At 75.1% G+C, this 19643-nt stretch carries 1 protein-coding gene; it reads left to right on the top strand.

All coding sequences use genetic code 11. From position 1 onward, the window contains the following. Nucleotides 1-13 precede the first annotated feature (13 nt). A complete protein-coding gene (locus tag EWH70_RS12530; protein WP_130475490.1) occupies nucleotides 14-19642 on the top strand; it encodes a type I polyketide synthase in 19629 nt (6542 codons plus the stop codon). Nucleotide 19643 lies beyond the last annotated feature (1 nt).

Here is a 19643-nt window from a genome sequence, read left to right as displayed (position 1 = left end):
GTTGTGGCAGGCCATGAGTGAGGACACGGACCAGGTTGTCGACTACCTCCGGCGGGTCACCGTCGACCTGCGCCGCGCCCGGCAGCGGGTCGAGGAACTGGAGGCCCGCGACCGCGAGCCGATCGCCATCGTGGGCATGGGCTGCCGCTACCCCGGCGGGATCACCTCACCCGAGGACCTGTGGCGGCTGGTGACCTCCGGCGGGAACGCGATCTCGCCGTTCCCCGCGGACCGCGGCTGGGAGCCCGTCGAGCCGGGAGTGGGCGGTTTCCTCGACGGGGCGGCCGACTTCGACCCCGCGTTCTTCGGGATGTCGCCACGGGAGGCGATGTCGACCGACGCCCAGCACCGGTTGCTGCTGGAGGTGTCCTGGGAGGCGCTGGAACGGGCCTCGATCGACCCGAACTCGTTGCGCGGCAGCCGGACCGCGGTGTTCACCGGCGTGGTCTACAGCGACTACGGCGACCTCCTCGACCCCGACGAGTTCCGCGGCTACCAGGGCATCGGCAGCAGGCCGGGCCTCGCGTCCGGCCGGGTGGCCTACGCGCTCGGCCTGGAGGGCCCGGCGGTGTCGGTGGACACGGCCTGCGCGTCGTCGCTGGTGGCGCTGCACCTCGCGGTGCGGGCGCTGCGGGCGGGGGAGTGCTCGCTGGCGCTGGCAGGCGGGGTGACCGTGCTGTCCACGCCCGCGCAGTTCGCGGAGTTCGCCCGGCACGGCGGGCTGGCCGCGGACGGGCAGTGCAAGGCGTTCTCCGAGGCGGCCGACGGCGTCGGCTGGTCGGAGGGCGTGGGCGTGCTGGTGCTGGAGCGGCTGTCGGAGGCGCGGCGCAACGGCCACCGGGTCCTCGCGGTGGTGCGGGGGTCCGCGACCAACTCCGACGGCGCGTCCAACGGGCTGACCGCGCCGAACGGGCCGGCGCAGGAACGGGTGATCAGGGCGGCGCTGGCCGACGCGGAGCTGTTCCCCGGCGACGTCGACCTGCTGGAGGCACACGGCACCGGAACCCGACTGGGCGATCCCATCGAGGCGCAGGCGGCCATCCGCGCCTACGGCGGGGACCGGGCACATCCGCTGCTGATCGGCTCGGTCAAGTCCAACCTCGGGCACACGCTCGGCGCGGCAGGCGTGGCCGGGGTGATCAAGGCGGTGCTGGCGGTCCGGGAGGGCGTCGCGCCGCGGACCCTGCACGTGGACACCCCGTCGTCGCATGTGGACTGGTCCGCCGGTTCGGTGGAACTGCTGACCGAGCAGGTCCCGTGGCCCGCGGTGGACCGGCCACGGCGGGCGGCGGTGTCGTCGTTCGGCATCAGCGGGACGAACGCGCACGTGGTGATCGAGCAGGCCCCGCCGGCGTCGGAGCGGGAGCCCGGTGTGCCGCCCGGGGTGGTTCCATGGGTGCTGTCCGCGCGAACCGAACCGGCACTGCGCGACCAGGCGGCGCGCCTGGCGGCAGTGGACGGCTCACTGTGCGACGTCGGGTACTCGCTGGCCACCGCGCGTGCGGCGTTCGAGCGGCGGGCGGTCGTGCTCGCCGCCGACCGCGCGAGCGCCCAGCGGGCGCTGGCCGCCATCGCACGGGACGAGCCGGACCCGGACGTCGTGCGTGGTGCCGTGCGGGCGGGCAGGACGGCGTTCGTCTTCTCCGGTCAGGGTTCGCAGCGGCTGGGCATGGGCCGGGAACTCCACCGCCGGTTCCCCGTCTTCGCCGAGGCGTTCGACGCGGTGCTGGCCGAGCTGGACCCCGCGCCGCGGGACGTCATGTGGGGTGAGGACCCGGCCGCACTGGCGGACACCGGGTGGGCACAACCCGCGTTGTTCGCCTTCGAGGTGGCGTTGTTCCGCCTGTTCGAGTCCTGGGGTGTCCGGCCGGACTTCCTGGTGGGGCACTCGATCGGTGAGCTGGCCGCCGCGCACGTGGCCGGCGTGCTCTCGCTGGCCGACGCGTGCGCGGTGGTGTCGGCCCGTGCCCGGCTGATGCGGAACCTGCCGCCCGGCGGGGCGATGGTCGCCGTGCGGGCGAGCGAGAGCGAGGTGCTGCCGTTACTCACCGAAGGGGTCGTGGTGGCCGCGGTGAACGGCCCGGACCGGGTCGTGCTCTCCGGTGACCGGGACGCCGTCCTGGCGGTGGCGGACCGGTTCGCCGACGCGAAGACGCTGCGGACCAGTCACGCGTTCCACTCGCCGCTGATGGAGCCGATGCTGGCGGAGTTCGCGCGGGCGATCGGCGGGATCACCGCGCGCGAGGCGGACATTCCCATCGTGTCCACTGTGGACACCGAGGCGCGGTTCGGTACCGCGGAGTACTGGGTGCGGCAGGTACGCGAGCCGGTGCGGTTCGCCGACGCCGTCGGCGGGATGAGCACCGTCGCCCGCTTCCTGGAACTGGGACCGGACGGAAGCCTGTGCGCGGCCGTGCAGGCCTGCCTGCCGGACGCGGTGACCGTGCCGGTACTGCGTGGTGAGCGGCCGGAGGAGGAGAGCGCGGTCCGCGCGCTGGCGACGCTGACGGTCACCGGCGTCCCGGTCGACTGGCATGCCTTCTACGCCGGCACCGGGGCGTCCACAGTGGACCTGCCGACCTACCCGTTCGAGCACCAGCGGTTCTGGCCGGCGGCGCGGGCCCGCGCCGCCGACGCGACCGGCCTGGGCCTGGAGGTCGCCGGGCACCCGTTGCTCGCCGCCAGGGCGACCCTGGCCGACGCCAACGGCGTGCTGTTCACCGGCCTGCTCTCGGTCGCCACCCATCCGTGGCTGGCCGATCACGTGGTGGACGGCCGGGTGCTGCTCGCCGGTACCGCCCTGCTGGAACTGGCGATCCGCGCGGGCGACGAGGCCGGCTGCGGCCGGGTCACCGAGCTGACCCTGCTCGCCCCGCTGGTCCTCGACGGGCCCGGTGCGGTCCAGGTACACGTCTGGGTCGGGGCCGAACAGCAGCACGGCACCCGGCCCGTCGCGGTGTACTCCCGCCCCGCCGACGCGACCGGCCAGGACTGGACCCGGCACGCCACCGGTCAGCTGGCGCCGGACGCGCGCCCCGCCGACCCGGTGGCGACGCGGTGGCCACCGCCCGGCGCGACGGCGCTGGACGTCACCGGCTTCTACGAGCGTGCTGCCGAGCCCGGCTTCGACTACGGCCCGGTCTTCCAGGGCCTGCGTGCGGCGTGGCGCCGCGGCGACGAGCTGTTCGCCGAGGTCGCGCTTCCCGATCAGGTCCGCGACGCCGAGGCCTACGGGGTACACCCGGCACTGCTGGACGCCGCGATGCACGCCCTGCCGTTCATCGTCCCGGCGGAGGGCAGGCGCCGGCTGCTGTTCGGCTGGGAGGACGTCTCGCTGTATGCCGTGGGTGCAGCCGAGCTACGCGTCCGGATCACCCCGGACGGCGACGGCGGTGTCACGCTGGTCGCCACGGACGCCACCGGGGCACCGGTGCTGTCCGTGGGCAGGGTGGCGCTGCGCGCCGCGGAACCGGTGGCCACCGGACCGGACGGGTTGTTCGTGGTGGACTGGGTGCCGCCACGTTCCCCGGGGCAGGCGCCGGCCGGGACCGCCTGGTGGGACGGCACGGGCGACCTGCCCGACCCGCTGCCCGACGCCGTCCTGGTCGACGTTCGCGGCCGGGGCGGACCTGCCGAGACGGTGCCTGCCGTCCACGAAGCGACCGCCCGCGTGCTGGCGCTGGTGCGCCGCTGGGTCACCGACGAGCGGTGCGCCGGGTCCCGGCTGGTGCTGGTGACCGACGGCGCCGGGGACCTGGTGGCCGCCGCCGTCGGCGGCCTGGTGCGCTCGGCGGCCGCCGAGCACCCGGGCCGGTTCGGGCTGCTCGCCGCGGAGTCCGGCGACGACGTCACCCTCGCCCTGCCGTCGCTGAGCGCCGACGAGCCGCAGCTGGCGGTGCGCGACGGCCGGGTGTGTGTGCCGCGGCTGCGCCGGGCCGATCCGGTGGACGGCGGCGCGGGCTGGGACCGCGACGGCACGGTGCTGATCACCGGCGGCACCGGCGGGATCGGCAGGGAGCTGGCCAGGCACCTGGCCGGGCAGGGCTTCACGAACCTGGTGCTGGCCGGCAGGCGCGGCCCGGATGCCGACGGCATGCCGGAGCTGGTGGCCGAGCTGGCCGGGCGGGGAACCCGGGTCAGGGTGCTCGCCGGCGACCTGACTGACCGGGACGCGGTACGGGCCCTGGTGGCCGAGTCCGGTGCGGACCGGCCGCTGACCGCTGTCGTGCACGCCGCCGGTGTCGTCGACGACGGCGTGGTGGCGTCGCTGACCCCCGGCAGGCTCGCCGCCGTGCTCGGCCCGAAGGCCGACGCGGCCTGGCACCTGCACGAGGCCACCAGGGACCTGCCACTGGCCGGGTTCGTGCTGTTCTCCTCGGCGGCCGGGGTGTACGGCGCGGCCGGGCAGGCCAACTACGCCGCGGCGAACGCGTTCCTCGACGCCCTGGCCGCCCACCGGCGCGCGGCCGGGCTGCCCGCCGTGTCGATCGCCTGGGGTGCCTGGGAGACCGGGCTCACCACCGGTCTGTCCGCAGTGGACTGGGAGCGGGTGGCACGCAGCGGCTTCCGGCCGATGCCGGTCGCCGACGGCATGGCCCTGTTCGACCACGCCACCGTCGCCGGGGGGCCGGCCGCGGTGCTGGCGACTCCGCTGGACCTCGCCGCGCTGCGGGCGCAGGCGACGGTGCCCGCGCCGCTGCGCGACCTCGCCGGCGTGCGCCGCCGCGCTGCCGCGCGTGGTTCGGCCACCGCCGACGGCCTGGTGCGGCGGCTGGTGGCGTTGCCGGCGGGGGAACGGACCGAGGTGCTGGCCGAACTGGTCCGCGGCCGGGTCGCCGCCGTGCTCGGGCACACCGGCACCGGCCCGGTCGACCTCGACCGGACGTTCCGTGAGCTGGGCTTCGACTCGCTGATGGCCGTCGAGCTACGCAACGAGCTGACCGCCGCGACCGGGCTGCGGCTGCCCACCGCGCTCGTGTTCGACTTCCCGACCACCGACGCGCTGGTCGAGCACCTGCACACCGAACTGCTCGGCGCCGGTGACGCGCTCGCGCCCGACGCCGGTACCCCGGAGGCGGTGACCGGCGACCCGATCGTCGTCGTCGGCATGGCCTGCCGCTACCCGGGCGGGGTGCGTTCGCCGGAGGACCTGTGGCGGCTGGTGGCCGACGGCACCGACGCGATCGGCGAGCTGCCCGCCGACCGCGGCTGGGACGTGCCCGCCCTGCGCGAGCACACCCACTCCGGCGGGTTCTTGTACGACGCCGGTGACTTCGACGCGGGGTTCTTCGGGATGTCACCGCGCGAGGCCATGGCCACCGACGCCCAGCAGCGGCTGCTGCTGGAGGTGTCCTGGGAGGCGCTGGAACGCTCGGCGATCGACCCGGCGTCGTTGCGCGGCAGCCAGACCGGCGTGTTCGCCGGGGTGATGTACAGCGACTACAAGACCCGGCTGGACGCGCGGTTCGAGGGGTACAAGGGCACCGGCAGCGCGCCGAGCGTGGTGTCCGGGCGGGTCTCCTACGCACTCGGGCTGGAAGGTCCCGCGGTGACCGTGGACACGGCGTGTTCGTCGTCGCTGGTGTCGTTGCATCTGGCGGCGCAGGCGCTGCGGTCGGGGGAGTGCTCGCTGGCCTTGGCCGGTGGCGTGACCGTCATGTCGACGCCGAGCACGATCGTCGAGTTCTCCCGGCAGGGCGGGCTGGCCCCGGACGGGCGGTGCAAGTCGTTCGCCGAGACTGCCGACGGGGTCGGCTGGTCGGAGGGCGTCGGGATGCTGGTGCTGGAGCGGCTGTCCGACGCGCACCGCAACGGGCACCGGGTGCTCGGCGTGCTGCGGGGCAGCGCGGTCAACCAGGACGGCGCCTCCAACGGCCTGACCGCGCCGAACGGGCCGGCCCAGCAGCGGGTGATCCGCCGGGCGCTGCGTAGTGCCGGGTTGTCCCCTGCCGACGTCGACGTGGTCGAGGGGCACGGCACCGGCACCACCCTCGGTGACTCGATCGAGGCGGAGGCGCTGCTGGCGACCTACGGGCAGGACCGGGAACGGGCACTGCTGCTGGGGTCGGTGAAGTCCAACCTCGGCCACACCCAGGCGGCCGCCGGGGTGGCCGGGGTGATCAAGATGCTGCTGGCGTTCCGGCACGGCCGCGTCCCCCGGACACTGCACGCCGACGGCCGGTCGTCGCGGGTGGACTGGTCGGCGGGTGCGGTCGAGCTGGTGACCGAGCCGGTGGAGTGGCCGTCCGCCGGCCACCCGCGCCGTGCGGCCGTGTCGTCGTTCGGGATCAGCGGCACGAACGCCCACGTGATTCTCGAAGCGCCAGCCCCGGTCCCGCAGCCGTCGGCGGAAGGTGGCCGTCCCGGGCTGGTGCCCTGGGTGGTGTCGGCGAAGACGGAAGCGGCGCTGCGCGACCAGATCGCCCGGCTGGCCGAGATGGACGCGCCGCCTGCCGACGTCGGGTTCTCGCTGGCGACCTCGCGGGCCTTGTTCGACCAGCGGGCCGTGCTGCTGGCCGGCGCCGGTGAACCTGCCGAGGTCGCCAGGGGCTCGGTGCTGGCCGGCCGGACCGCGTTCGTGTTCTCCGGTCAGGGTACGCAGCGGCTGGGCATGGGCCGCGAGCTGTACGAGCGGTTCCCGGTGTTCGCGGAGGCGTTCGACGCGGTGCTGGCCGGACTGGGCGAGCCGCTGCGGGAGGTCGTCTGGGGAGCCGACGACGCCCTGCTGACCGAGACGGGCTGGGCGCAGCCCGCGTTGTTCGCGTTCGAGGTGGCGTTGTTCCGCCTCGTCGAGTCGTGGGGGGTACGCCCGGACTTCCTGGTGGGGCATTCGATCGGTGAGCTGGCCGCCGCGCACGTGGCCGGGGTGCTGTCGCTGGCCGACGCCTGCGCCGTGGTGTCCGCGCGGGCCCGCCTGATGCAGGAGCTGCCGCCCGGTGGCGTGATGGTCGCGGTCCGCGCCGCGGAGGCCGAGGTGCTGCCGTTGCTCACCGGCGGCGTGTCGATCGCGGCCGTGAACGGCCCGGACGCCGTGGTGCTGTCCGGCACCGCCGAGGCCGTGGCGGCGGTCGCGGACCGGTTCGAACGGACCCGCACGCTGGCGACCAGCCACGCGTTCCACTCGCCGCTGATGGAACCGATGCTGGCCGGGTTCGCCGCCGCCATCGACGGGATCACCGTCCGCGAGGCGGACATTCCCGTGGTGTCCACAGTGGACGAAGAACTGCGGTTCGGCACCGTCGAGTACTGGGTGCGGCAGGTACGCGAGCCGGTGCGCTTCGCCGACGCCGTGCGCGCCGTCGGCGAGAAGGGCGCGGTGCGGTTCCTGGAGGTCGGCCCCGGCGGTGCGCTGTGTGCCGCGGTCGCGGAGACGCTGCCCGGCGTGATCACGGTTCCCCTGGTGCGTAAGGACACACCGGAGGATGAGTCGGCCCTGCGGGCGGTGGCGGCGCTGCACGTCCGGGGCGCCGCCGTCGACTGGGCCGGCGTCTTCGCCGGCACCGCTGCCCGTGTCGTCGACCTGCCGACCTACGCGTTCCAGCACGAGCGGTACTGGCCTGCCGGTGGCAACGAGGGCGGTGACGCGGCCGGGCTCGGGCTGGTCCCGGTCGAGCACCCGCTGCTCGGCGCGGTCACCTCGTCGGCCGACGACGGCAGCGTCCTGGTGACCGGGCGGATCTCGGCGGCCACCCATCCGTGGCTGGCCGACCACGTCGTGCGGGACGTGGTGCTGTTCCCTGGAACCGGGTTCCTGGAACTCGTCCTGCGGGCAGCCGACCAGGTCGGCTGCGACCGGGTGGAGGAGCTGACCCTGTCGGCACCGCTGGTGCTTCCCGGGCAGGACCAGGTCGCCGTCCAGGTGTGGCTGGGCCCGCCCGGTGACGCCGGGCGCCGCGAGGTCCGCGTGTTCTCCCGGCCCCCGTCATCGCTGGACGGCGACTGGGTCCGGCACGCGGACGGAACGGTCGCCCCCGGCGAGCACCTGGCGGACACCGGGTTCGCCACGGCCTGGCCCCCGGCCGGTGCCGACCCGGTCGGCACCGCGGACTGCTACGACCGGCTCGCCGACGCCGGTTTCGGTTACGGGCCGGTGTTCCAGGGCCTGCGGGCGGTGTGGCGCCGTGGTGCCGAGGTGTTCGCCGAGGTCGCGCTGCCGGACGAGGCAGGCGACGCGGACGCGTTCGGCCTGCACCCGGCGTTGCTGGACGCCGCACTGCACGCCATGGCGCTGGTCCGCCGCGACGACGGCGAGCAGCGGCTTCCGTTCGCCTGGGAAGGGGTGTCCCTGCACGCCTCCGGCGCCGCCACGCTGCGCGTGCGGCTGGTGCGCGACGGTGCTGACGCGACCTCGATCGAGGCCGCCGACGTCACCGGGCGGCCGGTGCTCACCGTCGACCGGCTGCGGGACCGCGCGTTGACCACGCTGCCGGACGCCGCGCCGCGCCCGGACGGCGGGCTGCTCACCCTGACCTGGTTGCCCGCCCCGGAACCGGCCGGGCTCGCGGAGACGACCGTCGTCGACGAACTCGGCGAGGGTGGCCTCGCGGCACTCGCCGGGGGCGATCCGGTCCCGGACGTCGTGCTGTTCCCGGTGACCGGTGCGGACGGCGGACCCGAGGCGGTCCACGAGCTGACCACGCGGGTACTGGACGTGGCGCACGAGTGGCTGAGCGAGCCGCGGTTCGCGGACTCGACCCTGGTGTGCGTGACCCGCGGTGCCGTCGACGGCGCGGGCGACCTGGCCGCGTCCGCGGTGTGGGGCCTGATCCGGTCGGCGATGTCCGAGCATCCCGGCCGGTTCGCCCTGGTGGACGTCGAGACCGACGGCGACCTGGCCCGGGCGTTGCCGCTGCTGGCCGAGGAGCCGCAGCTCGTGGTCCGCGACGGGGTGGCCCGGAGGCCCCGCCTGACCCGGCAGGCCGCGGCCGGACCGGTGCCGGAATGGGACCGCGACGGCGTGGTGCTGGTGACCGGCGGCGGCGGGCTGGGCGGGCTGCTCGCCACGCACCTGGCCGGACGGGGGCAGCGGGTCGTGGTGGCCAGCCGCCGCGGCACCGGTGCCCCCGGCGCCGGCGACCTGGCGGAGCTGGGCGTCGAGGTGGTGGCCTGTGACCTGGCCGACCGGGACGCGGTGCACGCGCTGGTGGACGGAATCGACCGGCTCACCGCGGTCGTGCACACGGCTGGTGTCCTCGACGACGGCGTGATCGAGCAGCTCACCCCGCGACGGCTCGCCACCACGCTGGCGCCCAAGGTCGACGCCGCCTGGCACCTGCACGAGGCCACCCGCGACCGCGACCTGGCCGCGTTCGTGGTGTTCTCCTCGGCCGCCGGTGTGCTGGGCAGCCCGGGACAGGGCAACTACGCGGCGGCCAACGCCTTCCTCGACGCGTTCGCCGAGTACCGCCGCGCGACCGGCCTGCCCGGCCTCTCCATTGCCTGGGGCGCCTGGGAAGCGGGTCTCACCGGCGGAATGTCCGGTGCGGACTGGGAGCGGCTGGCGCGGATCGGGTCCCGTCCGCTGCCGGTGGACCAGGGCCTGGCGTTGTTCGACGCCGCGGTACGCGAGGCGTCCGGCGCGGTGGTCGCCGCGCCGGTCGACCCGGTCGCGCTCCGCGGCCTGCCCGAGGTGCCGCCGCTGCTGCGGGAGCTCGCCGGTGTGCGCCGCCGCGCCGCGGCCAGGGCCTCGGCCGCCGCCGACGGGCTGGTGCGGACGCTGGCCGCGCTACCGGAACCGGACCGCGCGCCGGCACTGCGGGAGCTGGTGGCGGCGCGGGTGGCCGGCGTGCTCGGGCACGCCGAGGGCGTCACGGTCGGTGCCACCGAGTCGTTCCGGGACCTCGGCTTCGACTCGCTGACGGCCGTCGAGCTGCGTAACGAACTGGGCGCGGCGACCGGGCTGCGGCTGCCCGCGACGATGGTGTTCGACTACCCGACGATCGACGTGCTGGTGGAGCACCTGCTCGCTGAACTGTTCGGAACCGGGACCGCCGAGGTGACCGCCAACGCGGTGGCGGTGGACGAGCCGATCGCGATCGTCGGCATGGGCTGCCGGTTCCCCGGCGGTGTCTCCTCTCCCGAGGACCTCTGGCGCATGCTGGCCGAGGGCCGCGACGGCATCGGCGAGTTCCCCGGGGAACGTGGCTGGGACCTGGACGCCCTCTTCGGCCCCGCACCCGACCAGGCAGGCACCTCCCACGTCCGCTCCGGTGGTTTCCTGTACGACGCCGGTGACTTCGACGCCGCGTTCTTCGGGATGAGCCCGCGCGAGGCCGTGGCGACCGACGCGCAGCAGCGGTTGCTGCTGGAGACGTCGTGGGAGGCGCTGGAACGTGCCGGCATCGACCCGGCGTCGCTGCGCGGCAGCCAGACCGGGGTGTTCGCCGGGGTGATGTACAGCGACTACGGCTCACTGCTCGGACCCGAGTACGAGGGACATCTGGTGACCGGCACGTCGCCGAGCGTTGTGCCCGGCCGGGTCGCGTTCCACCTCGGCCTGGAAGGGCCTGCGATGACCGTGGACACGGCGTGTTCGTCGTCGCTGGTGTCGTTGCATCTGGCGGCGCAGGCGCTGCGGTCGGGGGAGTGCTCGCTGGCGCTGGCCGGCGGGGTGACCGTCATGTCGACCCCGGCCGTGTTCGCCTCCTTCTCCCGGCAGGGCGGCCTCGCCCCCGACGGACGGTGCAAGGCGTTCTCCGACGACGCCGACGGCACCGGCTGGTCGGAGGGCGTGGGTGTGCTGGTGCTGGAGCGGTTGTCGGATGCCGAGCGGAACGGGCACCGGGTGCTGGCGGTGGTGCGTGGTTCGGCGGTGAATTCGGATGGTGCCTCCAACGGGTTGACCGCGCCGAACGGGCCGTCGCAGCAGCGGGTGATCCGGTCGGCGCTGGCGGCGGCGGGACTGTCCACGGCGGACGTCGACGTGGTGGAGGGGCACGGGACGGGTACTCCGCTGGGTGATCCGATCGAGGCGCAGGCGCTGCTGGCGACCTACGGTCAGGATCGTGAGGTCCCGTTGCTGCTGGGGTCGGTGAAGTCGAACCTGGGGCACACGCAGGCCGCCGCCGGGGTCGCCGGCGTGATCAAGATGGTGCAGGCGATGCGGCACGGCGCGGTGCCCCGCACCCTGCACGCCGGTACCCCGTCGTCGCATGTGGACTGGGACTCCGGCGCCGTCGAGCTGGTGACCGAGCCGGTGGACTGGCCGTCCGCCGGCCGCCCCCGCCGCGCCGCCGTGTCCTCCTTCGGCCTCAGCGGCACGAACGCGCACGTGGTGCTGGAGCAGGGGCCGGACGAGCAGCGTGGGGATGCGCCGGGTGAGGGGCTGGTGCCGTGGGTGGTGTCGGCGCGGAGTGAGGCGGCCCTGGGTGAGCAGATCGCTCGCCTGGCGACGGTAGAGGCGTCGCCGGTGGATGTGGGTTTCTCGCTGGTGGCCGGCCGGTCGGTGTTCGAGCACCGCGCCGTGCTGCTGGCTGGCGATGAGCCGGTCGAGATCGCGCGGGGTGTGGCCGGGACCGGGCGCACCGCGTTCGTGTTCTCGGGTCAGGGTTCGCAGCGGCTGGGCATGGGCCGGGAACTCTATGAGCGGTTCCCGGTGTTCGCGGAGGCGTTCGACGCGGTGGCGGCCGAGCTGGACCTGCCGGTGTCGGGCGAGGATGTCGAGGACACAGGCTGGGCACAGCCCGCGTTGTTCGCCCTTGAGGTGGCCTTGTTCCGTCTGGTGCAGTCGTGGGGTGTGCGGCCGGACGTCCTGGTCGGGCACTCCATCGGCGAGCTGGCCGCCGCGCATGTCGCCGGTGTGCTGTCACTGGCCGACGCCTGTGCCGTCGTGTCCGCACGGGCCCGCCTGATGCGGGCACTGCCCGCCGGTGGAGCCATGCTCGCCGTCGAAGCGGCCGAGGACGAGATCGGCGACCTCGGCGACCGGGTGAGCATCGCCGCGGTGAACGGCCCGCGGGCCGTGGTGCTGTCCGGCGACGAGGACGAGATCGCCGTTCTGGAGGGCCGGTGGCGCGACGCCGGTCGCAGGACCCGGAGGCTGGCTACCAGCCACGCGTTCCACTCGCCGCTGATGGAACCGATGCTGGCCGGGTTCGCCGCCGCCATCGACGGGATCACCGTGCGCGAGCCCGAGATCCCCGTCGAATCCACTGTGGACACCGAAGAGGTGTTCGGGTCGCCGGGCTACTGGGTGCGGCAGGTCCGTCAGGCGGTACGGTTCGCCGACGCCGTCACGCGGTCCGGCGCCACCCGGTTCCTGGAACTCGGCCCCGACGGCTCCCTGACGGCCGCCGTGCGCGGGCTCCGCGACGACGCCGTCGCGGCCCCGGTCCTGCGCAAGGACACCGGCGAGGAGGAGGCCGCGCTGCGGGCACTCGCCACCCTGTACGTCGCCGGGACGCCGGTCGACTGGCGGCCATTCCTCACCGGCGGTTCCATCGTCGACCTGCCGACCTACCCCTTCCAGCACGAGCGGTACTGGCCCGAGCCCGCGGACCGGCCGAGCACGGACCCGTTCTGGGCAGCCGTCGAGCGGGAGGACGTGGCCACCCTCGCCACCCGGCTCGGCGTCGACGAACAGGCCCTCGGCGTCGTCATCCCGGCGCTGACCTCCTGGCGGGAGACCGCCCGCGTCGACTCCACAGTGGACTCCTGGCGCTACCGCGTCACCTGGCGGCCGGTGCGCGGGATCCAGCCCGCCGACCCGGCGGGCACCTGGCTGCTCGTCACCACACCGGAGGACGGCACCACCGTCGCGGACGGCATCGCCGGCGCGCTCGCCGCACGTGGCGCCGACGTCCGGCACGTCACGCTCACCGACCCGGCCCAGGTGCGGACCCGGCTCGGCGACCTCGACGGGATCACCGGGGTCGTGTCGCTGCTCGCCCTCGCCGAGCGGCCCAGCCCCGGCCATCCTGTCCTGACCACCGGTCTCGCGCTGACCCTGGCCCTCATCCAGGCACTCGACGGCAGCACCGCGCGGCTCTGGTGCCTGACCACCGGTGCCGTGTCCACCGGCGCGGACGACCCGCTCGGCCACCCGCTGCAGGCGCAGGTACACGGCCTCGGCTACGTGGCCGCACTGGAACACCCGCACCGCTGGGGCGGGCTCGTCGACCTGCCGCCGACGCTCGACGAACCCGCCACTCGCCGCCTGGTCGACCTGCTGGCCGGCCCGCCCGGCGAGGACCAGGTGGCCCTGCGTGGCTCCGGCCTGCTCGCCCGGCGGCTGGTGCGGGCACCCCGCGGCCGGGCGGCGAAACGGACCTGGACTCCGCGGGGCACCACGCTGATCACCGGCGGCACCGGCGTTCTCGGCGGGTTCCTCGCCCGCTGGCTGGCCGGGCAGGGCGCCGAGCACCTCGTGCTGGTCAGCAGGAGCGGACTCGCCGCGCCGGGCGCCGAGGCACTGGCCGATGAGCTGGCCGGGCTGGGCACCAAGGTCACCGTCGAGGCCTGCGACATCGCCGACCGGTCCGCGCTGGCGGGCCTGCTCACCCGGCTGGCCGAGGACGGGCACGAGCTACGCAACATCCTGCACGCCGCGGTGGCCGTCCAGCTCGGGCCGATCGCGGAGACCGGACCCGACGACCTCGCGGGCGTGATCGGCGCGAAGGTCGCCGGGGCCCGCAACCTCGACGAACTGTGCGACGGCACGCTCGACTCGTTCGTGCTGTACTCGTCGGTCGCCGGCGTCTGGGGCAGCGGTGACAACGCCGCCTACGCCGCCGCCAACGCCTACCTCGAAGCGCTCGCCCGCAACCGGCGGGACCGCGGCCTGCCCGCCACCTCGGTGTCCTGGGGCCCGTGGCGGGACGAGCTGGACAGGGAGCCGTTCGAGCGGATCGTCCGCAGCGGCCTGCTGCTGATGGACCGCGACCCCGCCCTGGTCGCCCTGCGGCGGGCACTCGACGACGACGACACCCTGCTCACCGTCGCCGACGTCGCCTGGGACCGCTTCCACCCGGTGTTCACCTCCACCCGGCCCAGCCGGCTGTTCGACGAGGTGCCCGAGGTCCGCGAGCTGGACCGGGCCGTCCCCGGCACCCCCGGCACCGGCGAGCTGGCTGCCCGGCTGCGTGCGCAGCCCGCGGGCGAGCGGTGGCGGACCGTGCTGGACCTGGTGCGTGCGCAGGCGGCGCAGGTGCTCGGGCACCCGTCCGCCGACGCGATTCCGGCCGACCTGCCGTTCCGGGAGATCGGGTTCGACTCGCTCACCGCGGTCGACCTGCGGGACCGGCTGAGCCGCCTCGCCGGGACGCCGCTACCGGCCACGATGGTGTTCGACCACCCCGACCCCGGCGCGCTCAGCGAGTTCCTGCTCGGCCTCGTCCTCGGTGCCGCGCCTGCCACCGCCGAGCCGGTCACCGCCACCGCGGCTACCGACGAGCCGGTCGCCATCATCGCGATGAGCTGCCGTTACCCGGGCGGCGTGCGTGACCCGGAGGACCTGTGGCGGTTGCTCACCGCCGGGGCAGACGCGATCACCGAGCTGCCGGCCGACCGCGGCTGGGACCTCGACGCCCTGTTCGGCGACCCGGACCAGCCCGGAACCTCCTACAGCAGGCACGGCGGTTTCCTGACCGGCGCCGCCGACTTCGACGCCGGATTCTTCGGCATCTCCCCGCGCGAGGCGCTGACCATGGACCCGCAGCAGCGCCTGCTGCTGGAGACCGTCTGGGAGACCTTCGAACGGGCCGGGATCGACCCCGCCACCCTGCGCGGCAGCCGGACCGGCACCTTCGTCGGAGCCAGCCAGCAGGACTACGGCTCGGTGCGGCACACCGACGACGCCCACCTCGTCACCAGCACCATCGCCAGCCTGCTCTCCGGCCGGATCGCCTACCTGTACGGCCTGGAGGGCCCCGCGCTCACCGTGGACACCGCCTGTTCCTCGTCGCTGGTGGCCCTGCACATGGCCTGCCAGTCCGTGCGCAGCGGCGAGTCGGCACTCGCGCTGGCCGGCGGCGTGACCGTGATGCCCACGACCGACCCGTGGGTCGGGTTCAGCAGGCAGAACGCGCTGTCCGGCGACGGCCGGTGCAAGGCGTTCGGCGAGGGCGCCGACGGCATGGTCCTCGCCGAGGGCGTCGGACTGGTGCTGGTCGAGCGGCTGTCCGACGCCCGGCGTAACGGGCACCAGGTGCTGGCGGTCGTCCGCGGCTCGGCGGTGAACTCCGACGGCGCCAGCAACGGCCTGACCGCCCCCAACGGCCCGTCCCAGCAGCGGGTGATCCGCCAGGCACTGGCCAACTCCGATCTGTCCACAACGGACATCGACGTGGTCGAGGCACACGGCACGGGTACCGCGCTGGGCGACCCGATCGAGGCCAACGCTCTCCTGCACACCTACGGCCAGGACCGGGAAACCCCGCTGCTGCTCGGGTCGGTGAAGTCGAACCTGGGGCACACCCTGGCCGCGGCCGGGGTCGCCGGGGTGATCAAGATGGTGCTGGCCATGCGGCACGGGATCGTCCCGAAGACCCTGCACGCCGAGCAGCCGTCGTCCCATGTGGACTGGTCGGCGGGAGCGGTCGAGCTGGTCACCGGCGAGCGGCCCTGGCCGGAGAAGGACGGCCCCCGGCGGGCCGGGGTGTCCTCGTTCGGGATCAGCGGCACCAACGCGCACGTGATCCTCGAACAGGCGCCCCCGGCGGTCCGCCGGCCCGGTGCCGAACCCGCGCCGGACACCGTCGCCTGGGTCGTGTCGGCCAGGTCCGCGACCGCGCTGCGTGCGCAGGCGGACCGGCTGGCCGGTGTCCTCGCCACCACGAACCCACCCCGGCTGGGCGACGTCGGATTCTCGCTGGCCACGAGCAGGGCGGCCATGCCGCACCGGGCGGTGGTCGTCGGTTCCACCGTGGGCGAGCTGACCGCCGGGCTGGCCGCCGTGGCCACCGACCGCCCGTCGCCGGGTGTGGTGACCGGCCTGGCCGCCCGGCCGGGCGGGACGGTGTTCGTCTTCCCCGGGCAGGGCGCTCAGTGGGTCGGCATGGGCAGGGAACTGCTGGCCGAATCGCCGGTGTTCGCCGCGTCCATGGCCGACTGTGCCCGCGCCCTGGCCCCGCACGTCGACTGGTCGCTGCCGGACGTGCTCGCCGACGACGCCGCACTGGCCAGGGTGGACGTCGTGCAGCCGGTGCTGTGGGCGGTGATGGTGTCGCTGGCGGCGGTGTGGCGTTCGCACGGTGTGCATCCGGACGTCGTGATCGGGCACTCCCAGGGTGAGGTCGCCGCCGCGGTCGTCGCCGGTGGACTGTCCATCGAGGACGGTGCGCTCGTGGTGGCCAGGCGCAGCCTGGCGATCGCCGAGGCGCTGTCCGGCCACGGGGCGATGGCCTCGCTGGCCCTGCCCGCCGGCGAGGTGGACCGCCGGCTCGAACCGTTCGGCGGCCGGGTGTCGGTCGCCGCGGTCAACGGGCCGTCGGCCGTCGTCGTGTCCGGCGAGGTCGCCGCGGTCGAGGAGCTGGTCGCCTCCTGCGTGGCCGACGGGCACCGGGCCAGGGTCCTGCCGGTCGACTACGCCTCGCACTCCGCCCAGGTGGAGTCGCTGGCCGGGCGCCTGCGCGAGGTGCTGGCGCCGATCACCCCGCGGACCGGGGACGTGCCGTTCCACTCGACCGTGACCGGCGGGCAGCTGGACACCGCGGTCCTGGACGCCGAGTACTGGTACCGCAACCTGCGTGAGCAGGTCCGGTTCGCGCCGGGCGTCGCCGCGCTCGCCGAGGCAGGCCACGACTGTTTCGTCGAGCTGGGCCCGCACCCCGTGCTGGCCGCCGAGATCGACCAGGCACTGGGCGGCGGGGCCGTGGTGACCGGCAGCATCCGGCGCGACGACGGCGGCCTGCGGCGGCTGCTGACCTCCATCGGGCAGCTGTGGGCACGCGGCGGTGACGTCGACTGGGCGGCGGCCTACGCCGGAACCGACGTGTCCACAGTGGATCTGCCGACGTACGCGTTCCAGCACCGGCGTTACTGGCTCGCCCCGGACGCGGCCGCCGGCGACCCGGTGGGGCTCGGCCTGGCCGCGACCACACACCCGTTGCTCGGCGCCGAGGTCGAGCTGGCCGGGTCGGGCGAGACGGTGCTCACCGGCGTGCTGTCCGCCCGCACCCTGCCGTGGGCCGAGACGGTGTTCGTGGAACTCGCCCTGCGGGCGGGCGAGCAGGTCGGCTGCGCCACGCTGACCGAGCTGACCGTCGAGCGGCCACCCCCGGCAGACGACCTCCAGGTGCAGGTGACGGCCGGCGCCGCCGGCGAGACGGACCGGCGGCCGGTCGCCGTCCATGCCCGTCCACAGGGGACGGACGAGCCGTGGACCCGGTACGCGGCAGGGCTCCTGGCGCCCGCCCCCGTCCCCGGCCGGGAATTGGGCCAGTGGCCGCCGCCGGACGCCGAACCCGCCGACGTGACCGGCCTGAACGACGTCGCCGGCGTGCTCACCCGCGCCTGGCGGCACGACGGCGACCTGCTCGCCGAGCTGGTCCTGCCCGAGCCGGACTTCCCCGACGCCGCCCGGTTCGTGCTGCACCCCGTGCTGCTGCGGGCCGCCGTGCAGCTCGGGGCCGCCGACGGCGAACCGTTCTACGGCGCCGCCTGGCGGGGAGTGTCGGTCGTCGCCGGTGGCGCCACCACGCTGCGGGTGCGGGTGAGCGGCACCGGGACGGTCTCCGTCACCGCCGCCGACGGCACGGGTGCCCCGGTGGCGGTGGTCGAGTCGGTGGAGCTGAAGCCGGAACCGGCGACCGCCGTGGACGGGGTGTACGAGCTGTGCTGGACCCCGCTCACCCCGGCGGCCCCGCGGGCCGCGGCCGCCGACCGGTGGCTACTGCTCGGCACCGACCCGGTCGGCGACCACGGCGTGCCCCGGACGTCCGCCACCACCGTGGCGGAACTGGCCGACGGCCTGGCCGCGGACGCCACCGCACCCGAGGTCGTGCTGCTGCCGGTCGGGGCGGAGCCCGGCGACCTGCCCGGCACCGGCCACCGCGCCGTGGTCACCGCATGGGAACAGGTGGTGGCCTGGCTGCGGGACGAGCGGTTCGCCGGTGCCCGGCTGGTCCTGCTGACCAGGCACGCGGTCGCCGCCGCACCCGGCGACGAGGTGACCGGGCTGGCAGCCGCCGGGGTGTGGGGGCTGGTGCGTTCCGCGCAGTCCGAACACCCGGGCCGCCTGGTCCTCGCCGACCTCGACGACGCACCCGGCTCGGCCGCGGCGCTGCTCGACGCCCTGGCCTCGGCTCCGGACGAGCAGCAGTTCGCGGTCCGCGACGGCCACGTCACGACCCCCCGGCTCGCCCGGGCCGAGGCGTCCGGCCCCGCCCCGCGCTGGCGGGAGGACGGCACCGTCCTGGTCACCGGCGGCACCGGCGCACTCGGCGCCGAGGTCGCCCGGCACCTGGTCGCCCGGCACGGCGTGCGGCACCTGGTGCTCGCCGGCCGCCGTGGCCCGGACGCACCGGGCGCGGCCGCCCTCGCCGGGGAACTCACCACGCTGGGCGCGCGGGTGCGCGTCGAGGCGTGCGACGTCGCCGACCGGGAGTCGCTGGCTGCCCTGCTCGCCACGCTGCCGGCCGAGCACCCGCTGACCGGCGTCGTGCACCTGGCCGGTGTCCTCGACGACAGCCTGGTCACCGGCCTCACCGGTGACCGCATCGGCGACGTGCTGCGCCCCAAGCTGGACGCCGCCGTGCACCTGCACGAGCTGACCGGCGACCTGGATCTCGACGCGTTCGTGTTGTTCTCCGGCTTCTCCGGGGTGGTGGGCAGCCCGGGACAGGCCGCCTACGCCGCGGCCAACGCCTTCCTCGACGGGCTGGCGCAGCGCCGCCACGCCCTCGGCCTGCCCGCCACGTCGATCGCCTGGGCGCCATGGGAGTCCAGTGGTCTGACCGGCGACCTGGCGGCGGCGGACCGGGCCAGGCTCCGCAGGCTCGGGCTGGTGCCGATCACGCCGGAGCGGGGGCTCGCGTTGCTGGACACCGCGGTCGAGGTGCCGCGGGCATTGGTGGTCGCCGCACCGCTGGACCTGCGGGCCGTCGGCAGGGGCGTGGTGCCGGGCATCCTGCGCGGCCTGGTCCGCGGCCCGCTCCGCCGCACCGCGGCCGGGCAGGGTGAACCGGTGAGCGCCGCGGGCCCGGCGCTGGCCGGGCGACTGGCCGGGCGCGACCCCGCCGAACAGGAAGCGTTGCTGGTCGACGTGGTCACCCGGGAGGTCGCCGCGGTTCTGGGCCACGACACACCGGCCGAAGTGGACCGTGAACGCGGTTTCCTCGACATCGGCATGACGTCGCTGACCGGCGTGGAACTACGTAACCTGCTCGCGGCCCGGACCGGGCTGGCACTGCCTGCCACGCTGATCTTCGACCACGCCACCCCGGTGGAACTCGCCAGGTACCTGCTGACCCTGCTCGGCACGGGCGAGCGGGAACCGGCGGCGCTGACCGAGCTGGCCAAGCTGGAGGCCGCGCTCGCCGCGGCACCGCCGGACCCGGATACCAGAGCAAAACTGGTCAAAAAGCTGTCCTCGTTCCTGTGGACTCTGGAGGACGGCCGTGACCGGGAGGGCGCGGACGTCGAACTCGCCTCGGCGAGTGACGACGAGATGTTCGCGCTGATCGACGAGGAACTGGGACTCGGCTGAG

The sequence above is a fragment of the Amycolatopsis suaedae genome, from assembly GCF_004214935.1.
GTDB lineage: Bacteria > Actinomycetota > Actinomycetes > Mycobacteriales > Pseudonocardiaceae > Amycolatopsis > Amycolatopsis suaedae.
The sequence above is the reverse complement of the archived record's forward strand: the minus strand, read 5'-3'. Positions and strand labels throughout refer to the sequence as shown.

Excerpts from the sequence above, each read along its gene's own strand:
- EWH70_RS12530 (WP_130475490.1), top strand. The coding sequence starts at position 14 with ATGAGTGAGGACACGGACCAGGTTGTCGACTACCTCCGGCGGGTCACC.